The sequence below is a fragment of the Pseudomonas guariconensis genome, assembly GCF_040822035.1.
GTDB lineage: Bacteria > Pseudomonadota > Gammaproteobacteria > Pseudomonadales > Pseudomonadaceae > Aquipseudomonas > Aquipseudomonas guariconensis.
Genome location: NZ_CP162012.1, coordinates 3,389,919 through 3,409,377, shown reverse-complemented (window position 1 = coordinate 3,409,377; position 19,459 = coordinate 3,389,919). Strand labels below are relative to the sequence as shown.

Genomic DNA, 19,459 nt, shown 5'->3' with positions numbered 1-19,459 from the left:
TCAAGCGTCTTTGCAGGCTTTGACTTGGCCCTGCACCGTTCGCTCATTTTTTTTGAACCCCAGGCAGCGCCCACGGCTCTGAACCCTTACCGCCACCGCAAAAGGGAGCAAGGTTCGATGTCAGGAAATGAGCCGTTCGACAGCGTGCCCATGGCCAATGATCACCCGGACCAGGCCATCAGCCTGTCCCAGGCGTTGCTGGCGCCGCGGATCGTGGTCGAAGATACGCAACCGGTGCTCGACGCTGGCACCTTCGCCACCAAGGCGGTACGAGGCCAGCGCGTGGCGGTGAGCAGCAAAGTCTACAGCGACGGCCATGACCGCTTGGCGGTGGTCCTGCACTGGCGCCAGGCCCACAGCCGCCGCTGGCATACCGTGCCCATGCACTCGCCTGGCAACGACCTGTGGCTGGCCGAGTTCACGCCGCTCGAACTGGGCCTTCACCTGTTCAGCATCGAGGCCTGGATCGACCCCTTCGCCACCTACTGCCACGACCTCGAGAAGAAGTACCACGCCGGTGTCGACGTCACGCTCGAGCTGGAGGAGGGCAGGCTGCTGCTGGGCAAGGGCGCCGAGCGCAGCAACGGCCAACTGCGTGGGCAACTCGAGCAGCTCCAGCAACGCCTGCCGACGCTCGCCACCGATGATCAGGTGGCACTGTTGCTCGAGCCGGGCACCGCGGCGCTCATGGTCGATGCCGAGCACCGCAGTTACCTCACCCGCAGCGCAGAGTTCCCGGTGGATGTGGACCGCGAGCAGGCGCTGTTCGCCAGTTGGTACGAACTCTTTCCGCGTTCGATCACCGACAGCGCCGAGCGTCACGGCACCTTCAACGACGTGCACCAGCGCCTGCCGATGATCCGCGACATGGGCTTCGACGTGCTGTACTTTCCGCCGATCCACCCCATCGGCACCAAGCACCGCAAAGGCCGCAACAATGCCCTGCAGGCCGAGCCGGGAGACCCAGGCAGTCCTTATGCAATCGGTAGCCCCGAAGGTGGCCACGATGCCATCCATCCGCAGTTGGGCAGCCGCGAGGATTTTCGCCGCCTGGTCGCCGCCGCCGCAGAACATGGGCTGGAAATCGCTTTGGATTTCGCCATCCAGTGCTCCCAGGATCACCCCTGGCTGACCGAGCATCCCGGCTGGTTCAGCTGGCGCCCGGACGGCACCATCCGCTACGCCGAGAACCCACCGAAAAAGTACCAGGACATCGTCAACGTCGACTTCTATGCCGCCGAGGCCGTGCCCTCCCTGTGGTTGGCCCTGCGTGACGTGGTGATCGGCTGGGTCGAGGAGGGCGTGCGCACCTTCCGTGTCGACAACCCGCACACCAAGCCGTTGCCGTTCTGGCAATGGCTGATCGCCAATGTTCGCAGCCGCTACCCCGATGTGATCTTTCTCGCCGAGGCCTTCACCCGCCCGGCGATGATGGCCCGCCTGGGCAAGGTCGGCTATGCCCAGAGCTACACCTATTTCACCTGGCGCAACACCAAGCAGGAGCTGCGCGAATACTTCCTCGAACTCAACCAGCCGCCCTGGTGCCACTGCTACCGGCCGAACTTCTTCGTCAACACGCCGGACATCAACCCCTATTTCCTGCAGACCTCTGGACGCGCGGGGTTCTTGATTCGCGCTGCCCTGGCGACCATGGGGTCCGGGCTGTGGGGCATGTATTCGGGTTTCGAGTTGTGCGAGGGCACGCCGTTGCCGGGCAAAGAGGAATACCTGGATTCGGAGAAGTACGAAATCCGCCCGCGGGACTTCACCCAACCCGGCAACATCATCGCCGAGATCGCCCAGCTCAACCGTATCCGCCGGCAGAACCGCGCCCTGCAGACCCACCTGGGCGTCGCATTCTTCAACTGCTGGAACGACAACATCCTGTATTTCGCCAAACGCACGCCGGAACGGGACAACTACATCCTGGTGGCGATCAGCCTCGATCCGCACAACGCTCAAGAGGCGCACTTCGAACTGCCGCTGTGGGAGCTGGGCCTGGACGACAACGCCGACACCCTCGGCGAAGACCTGATGAATGGCCACCGTTGGACCTGGCACGGCAAGACCCAGTGGATGCGCATCGAACCCTGGCACCTGCCGTTCGGCATCTGGCGAATCGAAAAAGCCCGTTAGAACGGCGTCCCCTGTGGGAGCGGGTTTACCCGCGAATGCGTCAGTGGGGTAAACCCCTCCCACAGGTCTTAGCGCTACCGGACAACACCGTTGCACGCTGAAATCGAATTGAAAGGAGTCGCCCATGGCCAAGCGTTCCCGCCCACAAGCCTTCATCGACGACCCGCTGTGGTACAAGGACGCAGTGATCTACCAGCTGCACATCAAGTCCTTCTTCGACTCGAACAATGACGGCATCGGTGATTTCGCCGGGCTGATCGGCAAGCTCGACTACATCGCCGAGCTGGGCGTCAACACACTGTGGCTGCTGCCGTTCTACCCCTCGCCACGGCGCGATGACGGCTACGACATCGCCGAGTACAAGGCCGTGCACAGCGACTACGGCACTCTGGCCGATGCCCGGCGCTTCATCGCCGAGGCTCACAAACGCGGCCTGCGGGTGATCACCGAGCTGGTCATCAACCACACCAGCGACCAGCACCCTTGGTTCCAGCGCGCCCGCCACGCCAAACCTGGGAGCAAGGCGCGGGACTTCTACGTGTGGTCGGACACCGACCAGAAATACGACGGTACGCGGATCATCTTCCTGGACACCGAAAAGTCCAACTGGACGTGGGATCCGGTCGCCGGCCAGTACTTCTGGCACCGTTTCTATTCGCACCAGCCGGACCTGAACTTCGACAACCCGCAAGTGATGAAGGCCGTGATCGGCGTCATGCGCTTTTGGCTCGATCTTGGCGTCGACGGCCTGCGCCTGGATGCGATCCCCTACCTGATCGAGCGCGACGGCACCAACAACGAGAACCTCCCCGAAACCCACGCGGTACTCAAGGCGATCCGTGCCGAGATCGACGCCAACTACCCCGACCGCATGCTCCTGGCCGAGGCCAACCAATGGCCCGAGGACACCCGCCCCTATTTCGGCGAGGGCGATGGCGACGAATGCCACATGGCGTTCCACTTCCCGCTGATGCCGCGCATGTACATGGCCCTGGCCATGGAAGACCGCTTCCCGATCACCGACATCCTGCGCCAGACCCCGGAAATTCCCGCCAACTGCCAATGGGCGATCTTCCTGCGCAACCACGATGAACTCACCCTGGAAATGGTCACCGACCGCGAACGTGACTACCTGTGGAACTACTATGCCGAGGACCGCCGCGCCCGCATCAACCTTGGCATCCGCCGTCGCCTGGCGCCGCTGCTGCAGCGTGACCGTCGGCGTATCGAACTGCTCACCAGTCTGTTGCTGTCGATGCCTGGCACTCCGACCCTGTACTACGGCGATGAATTGGGCATGGGCGACAACATCTACCTGGGCGACCGCGATGGCGTGCGCACGCCCATGCAGTGGTCGCCGGACCGCAACGGCGGGTTCTCCCGCGCCGACCCGCAGCGCCTGGTTCTACCGCCGATCATGGACCCGCTCTATGGCTACCAGACCGTCAACGTCGAGGCCCAGTCCCACGATCCGCATTCGCTGCTCAACTGGAACCGCCGCCTGCTCGCCGTGCGCAAGCAGCAAAAAGCCTTTGGCCGTGGCACCCTGAAAATGCTCACCCCCAGCAATCGACGCATCCTCGCCTATTTGCGCGAGTACACCGATGGTGAGGGCAACACCGAGATCGTTCTGTGCGTGGCCAACGTTTCGCGTGCAGCCCAGGCTGCCGAGCTGGAGCTGTCGGCCTACGCCGACAAAGTACCGGTGGAGATGCTCGGCGGTAGTGCCTTCCCGCCCATCGGCCAGTTGCCGTTCCTGCTCACCCTGCCGCCCTATGGTTTCTACTGGTTCCTGCTGGCTTCGCGCGATCGCATGCCCAGCTGGCACATCGAGCCGAGCGAAGGCTTGCCGGAGCTGACCACCCTCGTGCTGCGCAAGCGCATGGAGGAACTGCTCGACGCACCCTCGAGCGAGACCCTGGAAACCACCATCTTGCCCCAGTACCTGCCCAAGCGGCGCTGGTTCGCCGGCAAGCAGGGGCCGATCGACCAGGTGCGCCTGAGCTATGGCGTGCGCCTGGCCACGGCCACCACGCCGGTGCTGCTCAGTGAGCTGCAGGTGCACAGCGAGGGTGTGATGCAGCATTACCAGCTGCCGTTCGGCCTGCTGCCCGAAGAGCAGATCAACAGCGCCTTGCCCCAGCAGCTGGCGCTTTCGCGGGTGCGCCGTGGCCGCCAGGTGGGGCTGATCACCGACGCCTTCGTGCTCGAGCCGTTCATTCGCGCCGTGCTCAGCAACTGCCAGGCCCGCACGCGTCTACCGTGTGGTGCGGGGGAGCTGCGTTTCGACTGCACCGAACAACTGGCCAGCCTTGCGCTCAATGAAGAAAGCGAAGTGCGTTACCTGAGCGCCGAGCAGTCCAACAGCTCGGTGGTGGTAGGCGGCAGCCTGGTGCTCAAGCTGATCCGCCGGGTCAATCCAGGCATTCATCCGGAGCTCGAGATGAGCGCGTATTTGACGGCCGCGGGCTTTGCCAACATTTCGCCGTTGCTCGGCTGGGTCAGCCGGGTCGATGATCAAGGCACGCCGCATCTGCTGATGATTGCCCAAGGCTATCTGAACAACCAGGGCGACGCCTGGGATTGGACCCAGAACACCCTGGAGCGCGCCGTGCGCGACGAGATGGAGCCGGCCAGCGTCGAGCCCGAGGCGCACACCGACGCCTTGGTGGAGCTCACAGGCTTTGCCGCGTTGCTGGGCCAGCGACTGGGCGAGATGCACCTGTTGCTGGCCGCACCCAGTGATGACGAGGCTTTCGCGCCGCGCCCCAGCGCCACCGAGGACAGCACCCGCTGGAGCACGCAAGTCAGCGCGCAACTGGACCACGCCCTGGACCTGTTGGCCCGGCACCGCGACAGCCTGGACCCTGACAGCCAGGCCCTGGTCGACGACCTGGCGCAACAACGCGAGGGCTTGGCCCAGCACATCGACACCCTGGCCCGCCAGGCCCAAGGCGGTCTGCTGATGCGCGTGCACGGCGACCTGCATCTGGGCCAGGTCTTGGTGGTGCAGGGCGATGCGTACCTGATCGATTTCGAAGGCGAGCCTGCCCGGCCGCTGGAGGAGCGACGGGCCAAGCACAGCCCGTACAAGGATGTCAGCGGCGTGTTGCGCTCCTTCGACTATGCTGCAGCGATGATCTTGCGCAGCGCCTCGGCGGTAGACCTCTCCGACGCTGCACGCCAGGCTCGGCAGCGAGTTGCCCGGCAGTACCTGCATCAGTCGCGTCATGCCTTCGTCGAAGCCTATGGCCTGGCCACCGCCGCCATGCCCCACGCCTGGGAGCAGGCCGAGGGCGAGCGCGCCGCACTGGAGCTGTTCTGCCTGGAAAAAGCCGCCTACGAAATCATCTACGAAGCCGAGAACCGGCCAGGCTGGTTGGCTGTGCCCTTGCATGGACTGCATGGGCTGATCAGTACGTGGGGGGAGGGCTAGGCCTCATGACAGGCGATAGGCCTCCTCTGTGGGAGCGGGTTATTTACTTCAAACAACAACGGATAGGGGCAGTGAGATGAATGCAACCACGCGTGATAACGGCGGCCTTCGGCAACGGGATCTGGACGCCCTGGCCCGCGCCGAGCACGCCAATCCCTTTGCGGTGCTGGGGCCCCACGCCGATGGTGCAGGAGGGCTGTTCGTCCGGGCCTTCCTGCCCACTGCGCTGAACGTCCAGGTGCTGGCGCGCCATGATGGGCGTGTGCTGGCCGAAATGGTGCAGGGCAGCCTGCCGGGGCTGTTCACCGCGCACCTGGACGAAGCCCATCCGTACCTGCTGCGCATCGGTTGGGCCGGAGGTGAGCAGATCACCGAGGACCCCTACAGTTTCGGCCCGCAACTGGGCGAAATGGACTTGTACCTATTCGCCGAAGGCAACCACCGCGATCTCTCCGGGCGTTTCGGCGCCCAGCCGATGTGTGCCGATGGCATCGATGGGGTGTGCTTCTCGGTTTGGGCACCCAATGCCCGGCGCGTGTCGGTGGTGGGCGATTTCAACAACTGGGACGGGCGCCGCCATCCCATGCGCCTGCGCCACGACGCCGGCGTGTGGGAGCTGTTCGTGCCACGCCTGGGTATCGGTGAGGCCTACAAGTTCGAGGTGCTCGGCCAGGACGGTGTGCTGCCGCTCAAGGCCGACCCGCTGGCCCGCGCCACCGAGTTGCCGCCGAGCACCGCGTCCAAGGTGTCAGGCCCCCTGCAGCACGCCTGGCAGGATCACGACTGGATGCAACAGCGCGCCGCGCGTCACGCCTACGACGCGCCGCTGTCGATCTACGAGCTGCATGCCGGCTCCTGGCGCTGCGAGCTGGACGACGCCGGCGAGGTGTCGCGCTTTTACAACTGGCGTGAACTGGCCGAGCGCCTGGTGCCCTATGTGCAGGATTTAGGGTTCACCCACATCGAGCTGCTGCCGATCATGGAGCACCCGTTCGGGGGCTCCTGGGGCTACCAGCCACTGTCGCTGTTCGCACCCACCTCGCGCTACGGCAGCGCCGAGGACTTCGCGGCGTTCATCGATGCCTGCCACCAAGGTGGCATCGGCGTGCTGCTGGACTGGGTTCCGGCGCATTTCCCCACCGATGAACATGGCCTGGCGCGCTTCGACGGCACCGCACTCTACGAATACGACAACCCCCTGGAGGGCTACCATCAGGACTGGAACACGTTGATCTACAACCTGGGGCGCAACGAGGTGCGCGGTTTCATGATGGCCTCGGCGTTGCACTGGCTCAAACACTTCCACATCGATGGCCTGCGGGTCGATGCCGTGGCCTCGATGCTGTATCGCGACTACTCGCGCAAGGCCGGCGAGTGGGTGCCTAATCGCCACGGCGGCCGTGAGAACCTCGAAGCCATCGATTTCATCCGCCACCTCAACGGCGTCGCCGCCGTCGAGGCACCGGGCGCCTTGATCATCGCCGAAGAGTCCACCGCCTGGCCCGGGGTCAGCCAGCCGGTGCAGCAGGGCGGGTTGGGCTTTGCCTACAAGTGGAACATGGGCTGGATGCACGACACGCTGCACTACATCCAGAACGACCCGGTGCACCGTGCGTATCACCACAACGAGATGAGCTTCGGGCTGATCTACGCGTACTCAGAGCATTTCATCCTGCCGATCTCCCACGATGAAGTGGTCCATGGCAAGCATTCGCTGATCGACAAGATGCCCGGCGATCGCTGGCAGAAGTTCGCCAACCTGCGCGCCTACCTCACCTTCATGTGGACCCACCCCGGCAAGAAGCTGCTGTTCATGGGCTGCGAGTTCGGCCAGTGGCGCGAGTGGAACCACGACCACCAGCTGGATTGGTACCTGCTGCAGTACCCCGAGCACCAAGGCGTGCAGCGCCTGGTGAGCGACCTCAACCGCCTGTACCGCGAGCTGCCCTCGCTGCACGAACAGGATTGCCAGCCTCAGGGCTTCCAGTGGCTGATCGGCGATGACGCGCACAACAGCGTGTATGCCTGGCTGCGCTGGAGCAGCGCCGGGGAGCCGTTGCTGGTAGTGGCCAACTTCACCCCGGTGCCACGTGAGGGGTACCGCATCGGTGTGCCGTTCGGCGAGCGCTGGCAGGAGTTGCTCAACAGCGATGCCGAGCTGTATGCCGGGTCGAATGTGGGCAATTTGGGAGCGGTGGCCAGTGAGCAGGTGGCCAGCCATGGGCAGCCGCTATCGCTGGCCTTGAACCTTCCGCCGTTGGGGGTTCTGGTGATGAAACCGGCCTGAGCTGTACCGGGGGCCGCAAAGCGGCCCCTTAAGTCTTGAGGTGTTCCATCGATTGAGGACATGGGGCTGCAAGGCAGCCCCGAAGTCTCACCAGCGCATTCTCACGCCCAGGCTGCCAATCAGGCCATTGAGGTCATTGCCGTCCACATCGCTGCTGTAGTCGGCACTGACGAAAAGCGCTACTTTCGGCGTTACCCGCGCCACCAATCCCAAGCCAAGGTCCACGGTGGTCGAGTACCGGGAGCTGGAGATCTTGTCGACCTGGTCCAGCTTTACGGTGTCCGAGTCGGTGAAGTCGTACCACACGTTGGTCCGCACGTAGGGTTCGATGGGCATCCCGCGTACGGTGTAGCGCCCCGACAATTTGGCACCGACCCGGCCGCTCCAGCTCGGCTGGCTGTCGAATGCCTGCAGGGTTTCTTCCTGTGCCCGGTTGCCGGGGAAGAACTGCTGGTTGATCAACTGCGCCTGGGGCTCGATGACCCAGCCACCGCCCAGGCCGATGGGGTATCCACCTTCAACCGAAAAGGTCATCGCATGGCCGCTGTCGTCCAATCGCTGGCCGCTCTCCCCACGGCCATTGACGTCGATGCGGGTGCCCATGGCCACGGCATCGACGTGCCAGCCTTGCTCATGGGTCATGCTCCAGTACACCCCCAGGCTTTCGCCGCTGAGGTTAACGGCATTCTTCTGCTTGTCGCCGAGCAACCGGCGCATGCCGTTGAAGCTGCTTTGCAGGTTGTTGTGGCCCACGAAAATCCCCGCCCGATGCACATTGCCGTTGGTTTCACGCACGAACAGGTCCGGGCCGATCGTCAATTGTTGGCTGGGCGCCTCCAGTTGCGCGGGCACTTGGGCGCCGGGTCTTGTGGCATCCGGGAAGAACTGCGACCACTGGCTGGCGACCAGGTCCGGGGCCGCCTGGCCGTGGCGTTCGCTCATGCGCTCGGAAAATGCACTCAGGGTGCCCAGGCTCAGGCCGCTGGCGTTCACCGGATCGAGGGAGAGCTGCGGCACGGCCGGCGGCTGCAACAGGCCAGCGAAGGAGGCCTGTTCCTGCAGTTCGAACGCGAAGGTTTCCACCGGGGTTGCCAGGAGCAGCGACGTGGAAACCGCACAGAAAATCGCGTCGAAGCGCCAGGGGTTCGAGGTTCTTTTCATGGCGGATCTCCTCTGTTGTGTTGGTGTGTGTTGGTACAGCCCAAGGATCTGGCCTGATGTCACGAGCTGTACGACACAAAAACAGAGGGCGACCCAAACCAGCACGCCTGGGCTCGCAGGTACGCACAAAGGTGCACGCTAGAGGCCCGGCGCGAATTTTTTACGACACGTTGTAGAGTTCAGCTAAGGAGACGTCGCCGCCTGCGTCAAGAAAGCGTGAAAGACTTGTCGGTATGTCGATGAGAGGCGTAAGCGAATGATTTGGCTCGAAATTCAGCTATCGATATCGAGGTTGGTTCTTTACCGAGGTTGGACTATGCCGAATCATTGCTAAAGACGCACCTCCACCGCCAAGGGCAGATGATCGGACAGATGCGTCCAAGGCTTGTGCCCGAGGATTCGCGGGGCATGACTCTCGGCGTTGCGCAGGTAAATGCGGTCCAGGCGCAGCAGCGGCAGGCGGGCCGGATAGGTGCGTGCCAGCAGGCCGTGGTGGCGCTCGAATGCTTCGTGCAGATCACGCTGAGCCCCCAGGGTGCGATTGCCGCGCAGCTGCCAGTCGTTGAAGTCGCCTGCGATGATCACCGGGGCGTCGGCCGGCAGGCTGTCGAGCAAACGGCGCAACAGGTGCAGTTGCTTTTGCCGATGGCTTTCCAGCAACGACAAGTGCACACAAATGGCATGCACCTGGCGTTGGCCGGGCACGTCGAGGATGCAATGCAACAGGCCCCTGCGCTCGGGGCCCGTGATCGATACGTCGAGGTTGCGGTGTTCGAGAATCGGGTACTTCGACAGCAAGGCATTGCCGTGGTGGCCATCGGGATAGACCGCGTTGCGACCGTAGGCGAAGTCGCTCCACATGCTGTCGGCAAGAAACTCGTATTGGGACGTCTGTGGCCAACCCGGGTAGCGCGCGGCGTGGCGGTCATGGCTGCCGAGCACTTCCTGGAGAAACACGATGTCGGCCTGGGTACTGCGCACAGCCTCGCGCAGCTCTGGCAGGATGAAGCGCCGGTTGAAGGCGGTGAAGCCCTTGTGGGTATTGACCGTCAGCACCCGCAGCCGATGAACGGCTGGGGCTTGGCTGACGCTGGCGAAACCTGGACTACCGGCTTCGGGGCTCACGATGGCTCCTCAAGGACTGCGGGGTTGAATGCCCCATCGCAGGCATGCCGACGTCAGGGCCACTCGCACAAACAGACACTGATTCGGACAGATCTTGCTCGCCTGGGTTCACTCTCCAAGAGGCATCAGGTGTACATACTTATGCAACTCTTTTCGCAAGCCAGTGAGACAGGCCTATCACTCTTCTTCGCGCTGTAGCGCCATCAGCAGCAATGAGCGCCCTTTGACCTCGAACAGCGTATCGAAGGCCAGGTGCTGAGGCTTACGCATCTGTGGCCGGTCGGTGTCGACCAGGCAGCTCCAGTAGTCGCCCTCGGGCACCGAGGGCAGCTGGAAGGGCACCGTGTCATGGTAGGCGTTGACGATCAGCAGCAAGGTCGCCTCGCCGCCGGGCCGGGCAATGCCACTGACTTGGGCGCGGCCGTCCATGAGCATGCCCAGGCAGCGGCCATGGGGATCTTCCCACTGCTCCACGCTCATTTCATTGCCATCGGGCGCCAGCCAGGTGACGTCCTTGACCCCGATCGCCTCGTTGTAGTCGCCCACCAGGAACCGCGAACGGCGCAGCACCGGGTAGGCCAGGCGCAGCCGGGTCAGGCGTTTGACGAAGGCCAGCAGTTCGGTGCCTTCCTGGTCCAGATCCCAGTTGATCCAGCCGATCTCGCTGTCCTGGCAGTAGGCATTGTTGTTGCCGTGCTGGGTGCGGCTGAACTCGTCGCCGGCGACGATCATCGGCGTGCCCTGGGCCAGCAGCAGGGTGGCGAAGAAGTTGCGCATCTGGCGCATGCGCAAGGCGTTGATCTGTGGGTCGTCCGTAGGCCCTTCGACACCGCAGTTCCAGGACAGGTTGTTGTCGGTGCCGTCCTGGTTGTTCTCGTCGTTGTCCTCGTTGTGCTTGTCGTTGTACGACACCAGATCGCGCAGCGTGAAGCCATCGTGGGCGGTGACGAAGTTGACCGAGGCATAGGGCCGCCGGCCACGGTTGTTGAACAAGTCGCCCGAGGCGGTCATGCGTGAGGCGAAGTCCGCCAGCTGGCCTTCATCGCCTTTCCAGAAGGCGCGCACGGTGTCGCGAAAGCGATCGTTCCATTCTGCCCAGCCGGGGGCGAAGTTGCCGACCTGGTAGCCACCCGGGCCGCAGTCCCAGGGCTCGGCGATCAGCTTGACCTGGCTCAGCAGCGGGTCTTGGCGGCAGGCCACCAGGAAACTGTGACGCTCGCTGTAGCCATCGTGATAGCGCCCCAGGATGGTCGCCAGGTCGAAGCGAAAACCATCGACATGCATCTCGCCGGCCCAGTAGCGCAGTGAGTCGGTGACCAGTTGCAACACGCAGGGATGGCTCAGGTCGAGGGTATTGCCGGTGCCGGAGTCGTTGATGTAGTAGCGCTTGTCGTCGGGCATCAGCCGGTAGTAGGAGGCGTTGTCGATGCCGCGCATGGATAGCGTCGGCCCCAGCTCGTTGCCCTCGGCGGTGTGGTTGTAGACCACGTCCAGGATCAGCTCCAGGCCAGCATCGTGCAGGTGCGCGACCATCTCCTTGAACTCGGCGACCTTGCCGCTGGCCAGGTACTTGGGGTGAGGCGCGAAGAAGGCGATGCTGTTGTAGCCCCAGTAGTTGTTCAGGCCCTTCTGCAGCAGGTGCTGGTCGTTGACGAAGGCGTGGATCGGCAGCAGCTCGATGGAGGACACGCCCAGGTCCTTGATGTGCTTGAGCAGCTCATCGTTGGCCAGGCCCGCGAAGGTGCCGCGCAGTTCTTCCGGTACCGCCGGATGGCGCATGCTGATGCCACGGGTATGGGCTTCGTAGAGAATGGTGCGCTCCCAAGGGATCTGCACCCGCTGGTCGCGGCCCCAGGTGAAGGCCGGGTCGATGACCTTGCACTTGGGTACGAAGGGCGCACTGTCGCGCTCGTCGAAGGACAAGTCGCCATCGGGATGGCCGATGGTGTACCCGAACAGTGCCTCGGACCATTTCAGATTCCCCACCAGTTGCTTGGCGTAGGGGTCGATCAGCAGCTTGTTGGGGTTGAAGCGGTGACCTTTCTCCGGTTCGTACGGGCCATGGACCCGGTAACCGTAGACCAGCCCGGGATGCGCGTCGGGCAGATAGCCGTGGTAGATCTCATCGGTGTATTCGGGGAGCTCGATGCGTTCGATCTCCTGTTCGCCGGTGGAGTCGAACAGGCACAGCTCGACCTTGGTGGCATTGGCCGAGAACAGGGCGAAGTTGACGCCCAGACCGTCCCAGGTGGCACCAAGAGGGAAGGGCAAGCCTTCGCGGATGCGTGAGGGAGCGACGGAGCGGGTTTTCTTCGGGGTGCGGGGGCTCATGACAGTCCTCGTTGGCCTGGTGGACGGATGTACCGATGCATCTATGCCAGCCCTTTCGCGGGCAAACCCGCGAAAGGGTTCGGTACAGGCTCAGCCTGCAGTGGGTTTCTTCACAGCCTTTGGCTTTTTCGCCGCAGCCGGCTTGACCCCCGGCAAGGCAGCCACTTTCGGCTCGGCCGGCGCTTTGGGTTCAGCCGCTGCCTTGGGCTTGGCCGCCGCCTTCTTGCGCGGGGTCGCCTTGGGCGCCAGCGCCTCGGCCTCGGCCAGTTTGCGCGCCATCTCCCAGTGGCGTTCTTCCTGACCTACGGGTTTACCCTCCGACTCCCAGATCTGGTAGGCGAATTCGCGAATACGTTTTTCATCGGCACTCATCATGACGCTCCTGGTGTTCAAGATTGTTGTATCAGCAGGTTGACCGGAAACTCCGCCAGCACAGTATTCAAATACAGCTCCTTTGAAGGGCTGACAGCCGCACTGGAAAAAAGTCCCAAGCAAGTGGCAGACGACAAGGCAAACGGCAAGATCAGCCGTGTATCGTCCCAGTTCTGCGCTGGGATCAAGGGCACAGGGGCGTCGCCGAGCAGGGGGGCGCACAGGCGCGGCACTACCACGATGGCCCGGGCATCCTCGCCCAGGCGTGCGAACGCCAGCACCTTGTCGGCGTGCCGGCCATGCACGGTCAAAGGCAGGTAGGCGCCGCGTTGGAACAGCTGCGGATGGGCCTGGCGGGCATCTAGAACCCGGGCGATCAGCGCCTGCTTGACACGCCCATCGCGCCAATGCGCCAGCAGCTCGGCCAGCGGCACGCTGTCGTCCAGGCTCGCGCGGCGCGCGGCGTAGTCCACCGGGCGACGGTTGTCCGGGTCGACCAGGCTCAGGTCCCAATACTCGTTGCCTTGGTAGAGATCCGGTACGCCGGGGCTGGTCATGCGCAGCAGGCACTGAGCCAGGCCGTTGAGTGCGCCGGCAGAGGCGATGTGCTGCGCGGCGTCGTGAAGCGAGCGGCGCAACTGTTGGTTTTGCGGCCCCAGCAACAGCTCGTCAACGTAGGTCGCGCAGGCTTGCTCGTAGGCGTCGTTCGGTGCGCTCCAGCTGCTGCGCAGCTTGGCCTCGCGCAGGGCCTTCTGCTGCCACTGGCGGACCCGCTCGGCATAACGGCCCAAGGCTCCGAGGTCCTGCAGGTCCAGCTCCAGCGGCCAGCTGCCGAGCAGCGTCTGGTACAGCAGCAGTTCGTCCGCCGGGCTCGGTGCCGGGCCGTCGTTCAATGACTGGCGCAGTGGTGTGGCGAGCTCGCGCCAGTGCTCCACCCGGCTGGCCAGCCAGGGGCCGTGTTCGCTCAGCACCGCCAGGCGCGCGCGGCAGTCCTCGCCGCGCTTGTGGTCGTGGGTGGCGGTGGCCAGCAGGTTGTCGGGAAAGTCCCGCAGGCGCCGCTGGGCCTCGTTGTGGAACCAGGTGGCATCGGCGCTGAACCGTTCGGCTTCGAAGCCCACATCGTTGCGCGACAGCAAGCGTCCTGAGCGATAGAACGCAGTGTCTTCCACGGCTTTGGCCGCGCTCGGTGCCGTCAATTGCTGAAAGCGCACGCAGGCATGGCGCAGGTGCTTGCGGGGCAGGCCACGGGGCAGTTGGCGCCAGGGTTGGCCGCCCAGCCAGTGCTGCAGATGTTCGAGCAGTGGCCAGTCGGCTTCAGCCAGGCTCTGCCGGGCGCCGGCCAGGGCGTGTTGGAAGAACGCTTCGTCTTCGGCCGGACGGCCGCAGGCATTGATGTAGGTGCGGTACACCGGGTAATGCTCGACCAGCGCCTGCAGCGCCCGCCGGATCGCGCCGAGGGTCAGGTCGCGGGTCATCAGGTCGCCACGGGCCACCTGCAACAGGGCCTGGGCCACGGACTCACAATCGCCGGCCAAGCTGGCATTGAGCACCAAGTGGCGAGCCTGGCGCACTTCCTCGGGAAAGTCCGGGCGTTCGCTGATACTGCTCCACAGCTCGGTCAAAGGGGCTTCGCCGGCCGGGTCGTGCTGCAACAGCGAGACTTGGTTCATGAACTCGTAGCCGGTGGTGCCGTCGGTGCGCCAGTCCAGATGCAGGTGCTCGCCTGCCCCGAGGATCTTCTCCACATAGATCGGAAAATGCGCTACGGCGGCCTGCACAGGGCGGCGGGCGAGCAGGCGCTCGACCCGTCGGCGCAGCTTGCGGCAGTACTGGCGAGGATCGGCCAGGCCGTCGATATGGTCGATGCGCAGGCCGTCCACCAGGCCTCGTTCGATCAGCTCGAACAGCTTGGCGTGGGTTGCCTCGAACACCACCGCACGCTCCACGCGTAGCCCGCCCAATTCGTTGATGTCGAAAAAACGCCGCCAGTTGATGTCATCGGCCGCAGTGCGCCAGCTGGCCAGGCGATAGGTCTGGTGTTCGAGCAGCAGGTGCAGGCGTTTCAGACCCGCTTCGGTGCGGCTGTCGAACGCGGCCAGGGCGCCGTCGAGGCTCGCGCCTTCGCCAACCAGGCGCGCCAGCTCGGCCTGCAGGGGCAGGGCGTCGGTCAACGGATCGGCGGCCTCGCGCAAGGCACTGAAGTGTTGAGCCAATGCTTGCAAAGCGGGGTGTTCGCTCTGGCCGAGGATTTGCCCGTAGTCCAGCGGGCAGATGGGGAAACGGTGCTCGTAATGGGCGACTTGCAGCACGCCTTGGTCGCTGTCGAACGTCAGCGGGATCTCGCCGTTGTGCAACGCCACGCCGTAGTCAGTGCCCAGGAACGGCAGCAACAGTTGCCCGGCCAGCAGCGGGTCGCTGGAGTGCCACTGAATGTCGAAGAATTCTGCGTAGGGGCTGCGCCGGCCCCAGGCCAGCAGGCTCTGCCACCAAGGGTTGTCGGCGCCGCCCACGGCCATGTGGTTGGACACCGTGTCCAGGATCAGCCCCATGCCATGCTGGCGCAGCGCGGCGACCAGGCGTTCGAGCGCCGCTTCCCCCCCCAGCTCCGGATTGACCTGGGTCGGGTCGACCACGTCGTAGCCGTGGCGCGAGCCCGCCCGGGCCTTGAGAATGGGCGAAGCGTACAGGTGGCTGATCCCTAGGCGGGCGAAGTAGGGCACCAGGGGCACCGCATCGTCCAGGGTGAAGTCACTGTGCAATTGCAGGCGCACCGTGGCGGTCAAGGGTTTCATCGGTCACGCTCCCAGGCTTGTTCGCGGGCTTGGGCCAGCAGCTCCAGGCGGCGGGCGGCGTCTTCGTCGTCAAGCAGCTCGCGCACCGGGCGGGCGAAGCGGCGACGCCAATTGGGGTGGCCATCGGTGGTGCCGGGCAGGTTGGGCTGTTCGTCGCAGCCCAGCAAGTCTTCCAGGGGGACCAGCACCAGGGGGGCACGGGTATGTCCGACGTAGCGGATCGCCGCGTCGATCAACGCATCGTCGTCAGCCAGGGCGCCATAGTTCTGCTCCAAGGTGCGGCGCAGGCCATCACGCTCCCGTTGGCGGGTGTGGCGCCAATGCAGCTCGGCGGCCGCGTCCACCAGTTGCAGGCGATGGCTCCAGTCGATGTCGCGCGCTTGCAGCCAGCCGGCCAAGGGGGCGAGATCGTGGGTGCCGGTAGTGGCCAGGGCGTTGTCCGGCCAGTCGAGAATCGGTTTGAAATGCCCCGGCGGTTGTTGCTCGAACGGCAGCACGCGCATGCCCAGCACGGCCTTGGCCGCCAGGGTTTCGCGCAGGCCTTCGGGCACCGTGCCCAGGTCTTCACCCAAAATCACCGCCCGGTGGCGCACCGACTCCAGGGCCAGCAGGCGCAGCAGGTCGTCCAGCGGGTAGTTCAGGTAGGCGCCCTCGCTGGGCCGCGCCCCCCGCGGGATCAGCCACAGCCTGCGCAGGCCCATGACGTGGTCGATACGCAAGCCGCCGGCGTGGGCAAGGTTGGCGCGCAGCATTTCGATGAAGGCGCGGTAGCCGTTGCGCTTGAGGCCTTCCGGAGAGAAGGCGCAGATACCCCAATCCTGGCCCTGGCGGTTGAGGATATCGGGAGGGGCGCCGACCTTGAGATCGGCCAGCAGTTCGTCCTGGCGGCTCCAGGCCTGGCTGCCGGCGCCGTCGGCGCCCACGGCGAGATCCGCGATCAGGCCCACGGCCATGCCGTTGCCGCGCGCGGCCTCCTGGGCGCGTTGCAGGCCGCGTTCGGTGAGCCACTGGCAGAAGGCATGGAACTCGACCTGGGCCGGGCAGGCGCTGGCAAAGGCTTCCACCTCCGGGTGATAAGGGTCGTGCCAGGCCGATGGCCAGTTGCGCCAGTCAGCGCCCAGGCCTCGGGCTACCGCTTCGGCCTGCAGCACCTGGAACCAACAGTGGTGCAACAGGGCCTGGCCACCGGCCTCACGGTAGCTGTCGAAGTCCTTTTGCAGGGGGTGAGCGCCCCGGCTGAAGTCCTTGTACAGCGCCTGCAGCAGCTGTTGCCTGGCTTCGGCGGCGCGGGGCCAGTCCACCAGCGGCAGTTGCTCGAGCTCATCGAGCAGCGGCTGCAACTGGCACGCCTCGATCGCCATGCGCACTTCCCGCTCGCCCAGCAGTGCGGCGGGGCTGGCGTACAGCGTGTTGAGCAGCAGGCGGCTGGAGGGGGAGTAGGGGCTGTAGTGGCGCTGGTCGATCGCCGACAAGGCGTGAATCGGGCTGATCGCCAAGGCGTCGGCGCCTCGTTCCGCGGCGGCTCGGGCCAGTTGCTCCAGGGCCAGGCAGTCGCCGTAGCCGCCGTCACCGGGGCGGCGCAGACTGTACAGTTGGACCGCAAGGCCCCAGCACCGAGGCGGTGATTGCTCGGTTGCCTCGTCCAAGGCATGGCAGCGCGCAGGCGCGACCGCCAGGGTGAACGGGCGGTCGTCGATGTTCAGTTGGTGATAGCCCACGGGCAGCTCCCCCGGCAGCTGTGCCTGGCCATCGAGGGCCAGGGTCAGCGGGTCACCGTTATCGAGGGTGCACTGCACCGGGCTGCCAGGGGCGAAATAGCGCGCAAGGTCCAGCGGCAGGCCCACATCGGCGGTGAGCATCGGCGGCAGATGGTCGGCATCGTCGGCCTCATCGAGCGCCTGGAGGCTGGCGGCGATAGCGGTTTCGTCTTCGGCCGGGTGGCCAAGGCCTGCCAGCACCTGGCGCAGGACGTCATCGCTGACCCGTTGGGGGCGGTCGTTGGCATCGACCCAATCGCGGGCCAGGCCCACCCGCGCGGCCAGTCGGTGCAAAGGCAATTCGCTCATGGAGCCTCCTGGTCGGGTGGCAGCAGGCTGACCACGCAACTGTGCGCGGGCAGGGTAGTGTCGAGATGCGCGGTGTCGCTGCTGTCGAACAACCAGCGCTCGACTGGAGGCAGTGCTACCGATTGCGGCTCGCTGGCCAGGTTGAGGTCGATCCGCAATTGGCTTCCATCGCCCAGGCGCCAGCGTGCGGTCAGGGCCCGTTCGCCCAGTACCGTGGCGCCTAGGGCGCGACTGCCAGGCAGGCGTGGGGTGAGATGCAGGCGGCGCAGGGTCAGCAGGCGCTGGTACAGCCCGTGCCAGCCGGCCACCACCTCCTGCGCTGCGAGCTGCGAGGCGTCGAAGGTGGCCTGGGCGTTGGGGTCGGGGATGCGTTCGCGCTGCGCAGGGTCGGCGAACGCAGCGAAGTGGGCGAACTCGGCACGGCGACCTTCGCGCACCGCGTCGGCCAGCTCATCGTGATGATCGGTGAAAAACAGAAATGGCCGGCGGCTGCCTTCTTCATCGCCCATGAACAGCAGTGGAATCATTGGCGCCAGCAGCAGCAAGCCGGTGGCCGCGCGCAAGGCCGGGGGCGGGCAGAGGCGGGTCAGGCGTTCACCCATTGCCCGATTACCGATCTGGTCGTGGTTTTGCAGAAATAGCACGAACGCACTGGGCGCTAAGTGCCCGCTGGGCTCGCCCCGTGGCGTGCCATGGCGGTTGGCCTGGCCCTGGAAGACAAACCCCTCGCTCAGGCTGCGGGCCAGTTTTTCGATCGGACGATCCTTGTAGTCGGCGTAGTAGCCTTCCGTTTCGCCGGTCAACAGGACATGCAAGGCGTTGTGGCCGTCGTCGTTCCACTGGGCGTCGAAGCCCTGCTCGAGCAGCGAGGCCTGGTTGTGTTCGTTCTCCAGCACCAGCCATACCTGACGACCTGGGGCCACGGCGGCACGTACGCGCTGGGCCAGTTCGATGAGAAAGTCCGGCTGGTCGATGGCATGCACCGCGTCCAGTCGCAGGCCGTCGAAGCGATAGTCGCATAGCCACATCAGGGCATTCTGGATGAAGAACTCGCGCACCTGGGGCCGGCGAAAATCGATGGCAGCGCCCCAGGGCGTCTGCCGGTCTTCGCGAAAGAACGTGCTGGCGTACTGGTGCAGGTAGTTGCCGTCGGGACCGAAGTGGTTGTAGACCACATCGAGCAGCACCATCAGGCCATGGCCATGGGCCTCGTCGATCAAGCGGCACAGTTCGGTCGGACTGCCATAGGTGTGCTGCGGGGCGAACGGCAACACGCCGTCGTAGCCCCAATTGCGCGTCCCCGGAAACGCCCCCAGCGGCATCAGCTCGATGGCCGTGATGCCTATCTCGGCCAGGCGCGGCAGTTCGCGCATGACTCCGGCATAGCCGCCCAGCAAGCCGACATGCAGCTCCTGGATCACCGCCTCGTGCCAAGGTCGGCCTTGCCAGGGGTGACGCCAGGGATAGCTGGCGGTGTCCACCACTTGGCTGGGTCCCTGCACGCCCTCGGGCTGGTAGCGCGACGCGGGGTCGGGCACCTGCAGGGTGTCATCGATTCGGTAGCGATAACGGTCGCCCGCCTGGCAAGGCGCCAGGCCGGTGAACCAGCCATCTGCTTCAGGCAGCAGTTCGACCGCAGGTTGTTGCTCCAGCTGCAAGCTCACGCTGCGCGCATCGGGCGCCCAGAGGGCGAAGCGCGCCGACGTGGCGTCCAGCAAGTGTGCGCCATGCCTTTGCATCTTCGGTGCCCTCG

At 65.0% G+C, this 19,459-nt stretch carries 10 protein-coding genes; 3 read left to right on the top strand and 7 right to left on the bottom strand.

What is annotated here, in order from left to right:
- The first annotated feature begins 117 nt into the window (after positions 1 to 117).
- The 3 genes from AB1N67_RS15650 to glgB all read left to right on the top strand — a co-directional run bounded on the left by AB1N67_RS15650 (position 118) and on the right by glgB (position 7,859).
- Positions 118 to 2,136, top strand: coding sequence for an alpha-1,4-glucan--maltose-1-phosphate maltosyltransferase (locus AB1N67_RS15650; protein ID WP_090344423.1), 2,019 nt, complete (start codon positions 118 to 120; stop codon positions 2,134 to 2,136).
- A gap of 124 nt (positions 2,137 to 2,260) precedes the next feature.
- Positions 2,261 to 5,572, top strand: coding sequence for a maltose alpha-D-glucosyltransferase (gene treS, locus AB1N67_RS15645; protein WP_367863178.1), 3,312 nt, complete (start codon positions 2,261 to 2,263; stop codon positions 5,570 to 5,572).
- A 76-nt stretch (positions 5,573 to 5,648) separates the two neighbouring features.
- The gene (glgB, locus tag AB1N67_RS15640; RefSeq protein ID WP_043212061.1) at positions 5,649 to 7,859 is read left to right on the top strand and encodes a 1,4-alpha-glucan branching protein GlgB; all 2,211 of its coding nucleotides are present in this window, start codon (positions 5,649 to 5,651) and stop codon (positions 7,857 to 7,859) included.
- Positions 7,860 to 7,946: 87 nt separating this feature from the next.
- On the opposite strand, the gene AB1N67_RS15635 is transcribed toward glgB, so the two are convergent.
- The 7 genes from AB1N67_RS15635 to treZ all read right to left on the bottom strand — a co-directional run bounded on the left by AB1N67_RS15635 (position 7,947) and on the right by treZ (position 19,445).
- Positions 7,947 to 9,020, bottom strand: a complete 1,074-nt coding sequence (locus tag AB1N67_RS15635) for an autotransporter domain-containing protein (RefSeq protein ID WP_367863177.1) — start codon at positions 9,018 to 9,020, stop codon at positions 7,947 to 7,949.
- Positions 9,021 to 9,350: 330 nt separating this feature from the next.
- The gene (locus AB1N67_RS15630) at positions 9,351 to 10,145 is read right to left on the bottom strand and encodes an endonuclease/exonuclease/phosphatase family protein (RefSeq protein ID WP_043212059.1); all 795 of its coding nucleotides are present in this window, start codon (positions 10,143 to 10,145) and stop codon (positions 9,351 to 9,353) included.
- Positions 10,146 to 10,322: 177 nt separating this feature from the next.
- Positions 10,323 to 12,476 (bottom strand): glycogen debranching protein GlgX, encoded by a 2,154-nt coding sequence (glgX, locus tag AB1N67_RS15625; RefSeq protein WP_182815563.1) that lies wholly within the window; start codon positions 12,474 to 12,476, stop codon positions 10,323 to 10,325.
- A 90-nt stretch (positions 12,477 to 12,566) separates the two neighbouring features.
- Positions 12,567 to 12,851: a DUF2934 domain-containing protein gene (locus AB1N67_RS15620; protein ID WP_043212056.1), complete on the bottom strand. Its 285-nt coding sequence runs from the start codon at positions 12,849 to 12,851 to the stop codon at positions 12,567 to 12,569.
- Positions 12,852 to 12,865: 14 nt separating this feature from the next.
- Positions 12,866 to 15,640: a malto-oligosyltrehalose synthase gene (locus tag AB1N67_RS15615; protein WP_367863176.1), complete on the bottom strand. Its 2,775-nt coding sequence runs from the start codon at positions 15,638 to 15,640 to the stop codon at positions 12,866 to 12,868.
- Positions 15,637 to 17,706 (bottom strand): 4-alpha-glucanotransferase, encoded by a 2,070-nt coding sequence (malQ, locus tag AB1N67_RS15610; RefSeq protein ID WP_253132598.1) that lies wholly within the window; start codon positions 17,704 to 17,706, stop codon positions 15,637 to 15,639. Before malQ ends, AB1N67_RS15615 begins: the two co-directional genes overlap by 4 nt.
- Positions 17,703 to 19,445, bottom strand: coding sequence for a malto-oligosyltrehalose trehalohydrolase (gene treZ / locus AB1N67_RS15605; RefSeq protein ID WP_090344439.1), 1,743 nt, complete (start codon positions 19,443 to 19,445; stop codon positions 17,703 to 17,705). Before treZ ends, malQ begins: the two co-directional genes overlap by 4 nt.
- Positions 19,446 to 19,459: the final 14 nt, after the last annotated feature.

Excerpts from the sequence above, each read along its gene's own strand:
- AB1N67_RS15650 (WP_090344423.1), top strand. The coding sequence starts at position 118 with ATGTCAGGAAATGAGCCGTTCGACAGCGTGCCCATGGCCAATGATCAC.
- treS (WP_367863178.1), top strand. The coding sequence starts at position 2,261 with ATGGCCAAGCGTTCCCGCCCACAAGCCTTCATCGACGACCCGCTGTGG.
- glgB (WP_043212061.1), top strand. The coding sequence starts at position 5,649 with ATGAATGCAACCACGCGTGATAACGGCGGCCTTCGGCAACGGGATCTG.
- AB1N67_RS15635 (WP_367863177.1), bottom strand. The coding sequence starts at position 9,020 with ATGAAAAGAACCTCGAACCCCTGGCGCTTCGACGCGATTTTCTGTGCG.
- glgX (WP_182815563.1), bottom strand. The coding sequence starts at position 12,476 with ATGAGCCCCCGCACCCCGAAGAAAACCCGCTCCGTCGCTCCCTCACGC.
- AB1N67_RS15620 (WP_043212056.1), bottom strand. The coding sequence starts at position 12,851 with ATGATGAGTGCCGATGAAAAACGTATTCGCGAATTCGCCTACCAGATC.
- AB1N67_RS15615 (WP_367863176.1), bottom strand. The coding sequence starts at position 15,640 with ATGAAACCCTTGACCGCCACGGTGCGCCTGCAATTGCACAGTGACTTC.
- malQ (WP_253132598.1), bottom strand. The coding sequence starts at position 17,706 with ATGAGCGAATTGCCTTTGCACCGACTGGCCGCGCGGGTGGGCCTGGCC.
- treZ (WP_090344439.1), bottom strand. The coding sequence starts at position 19,445 with ATGCAAAGGCATGGCGCACACTTGCTGGACGCCACGTCGGCGCGCTTC.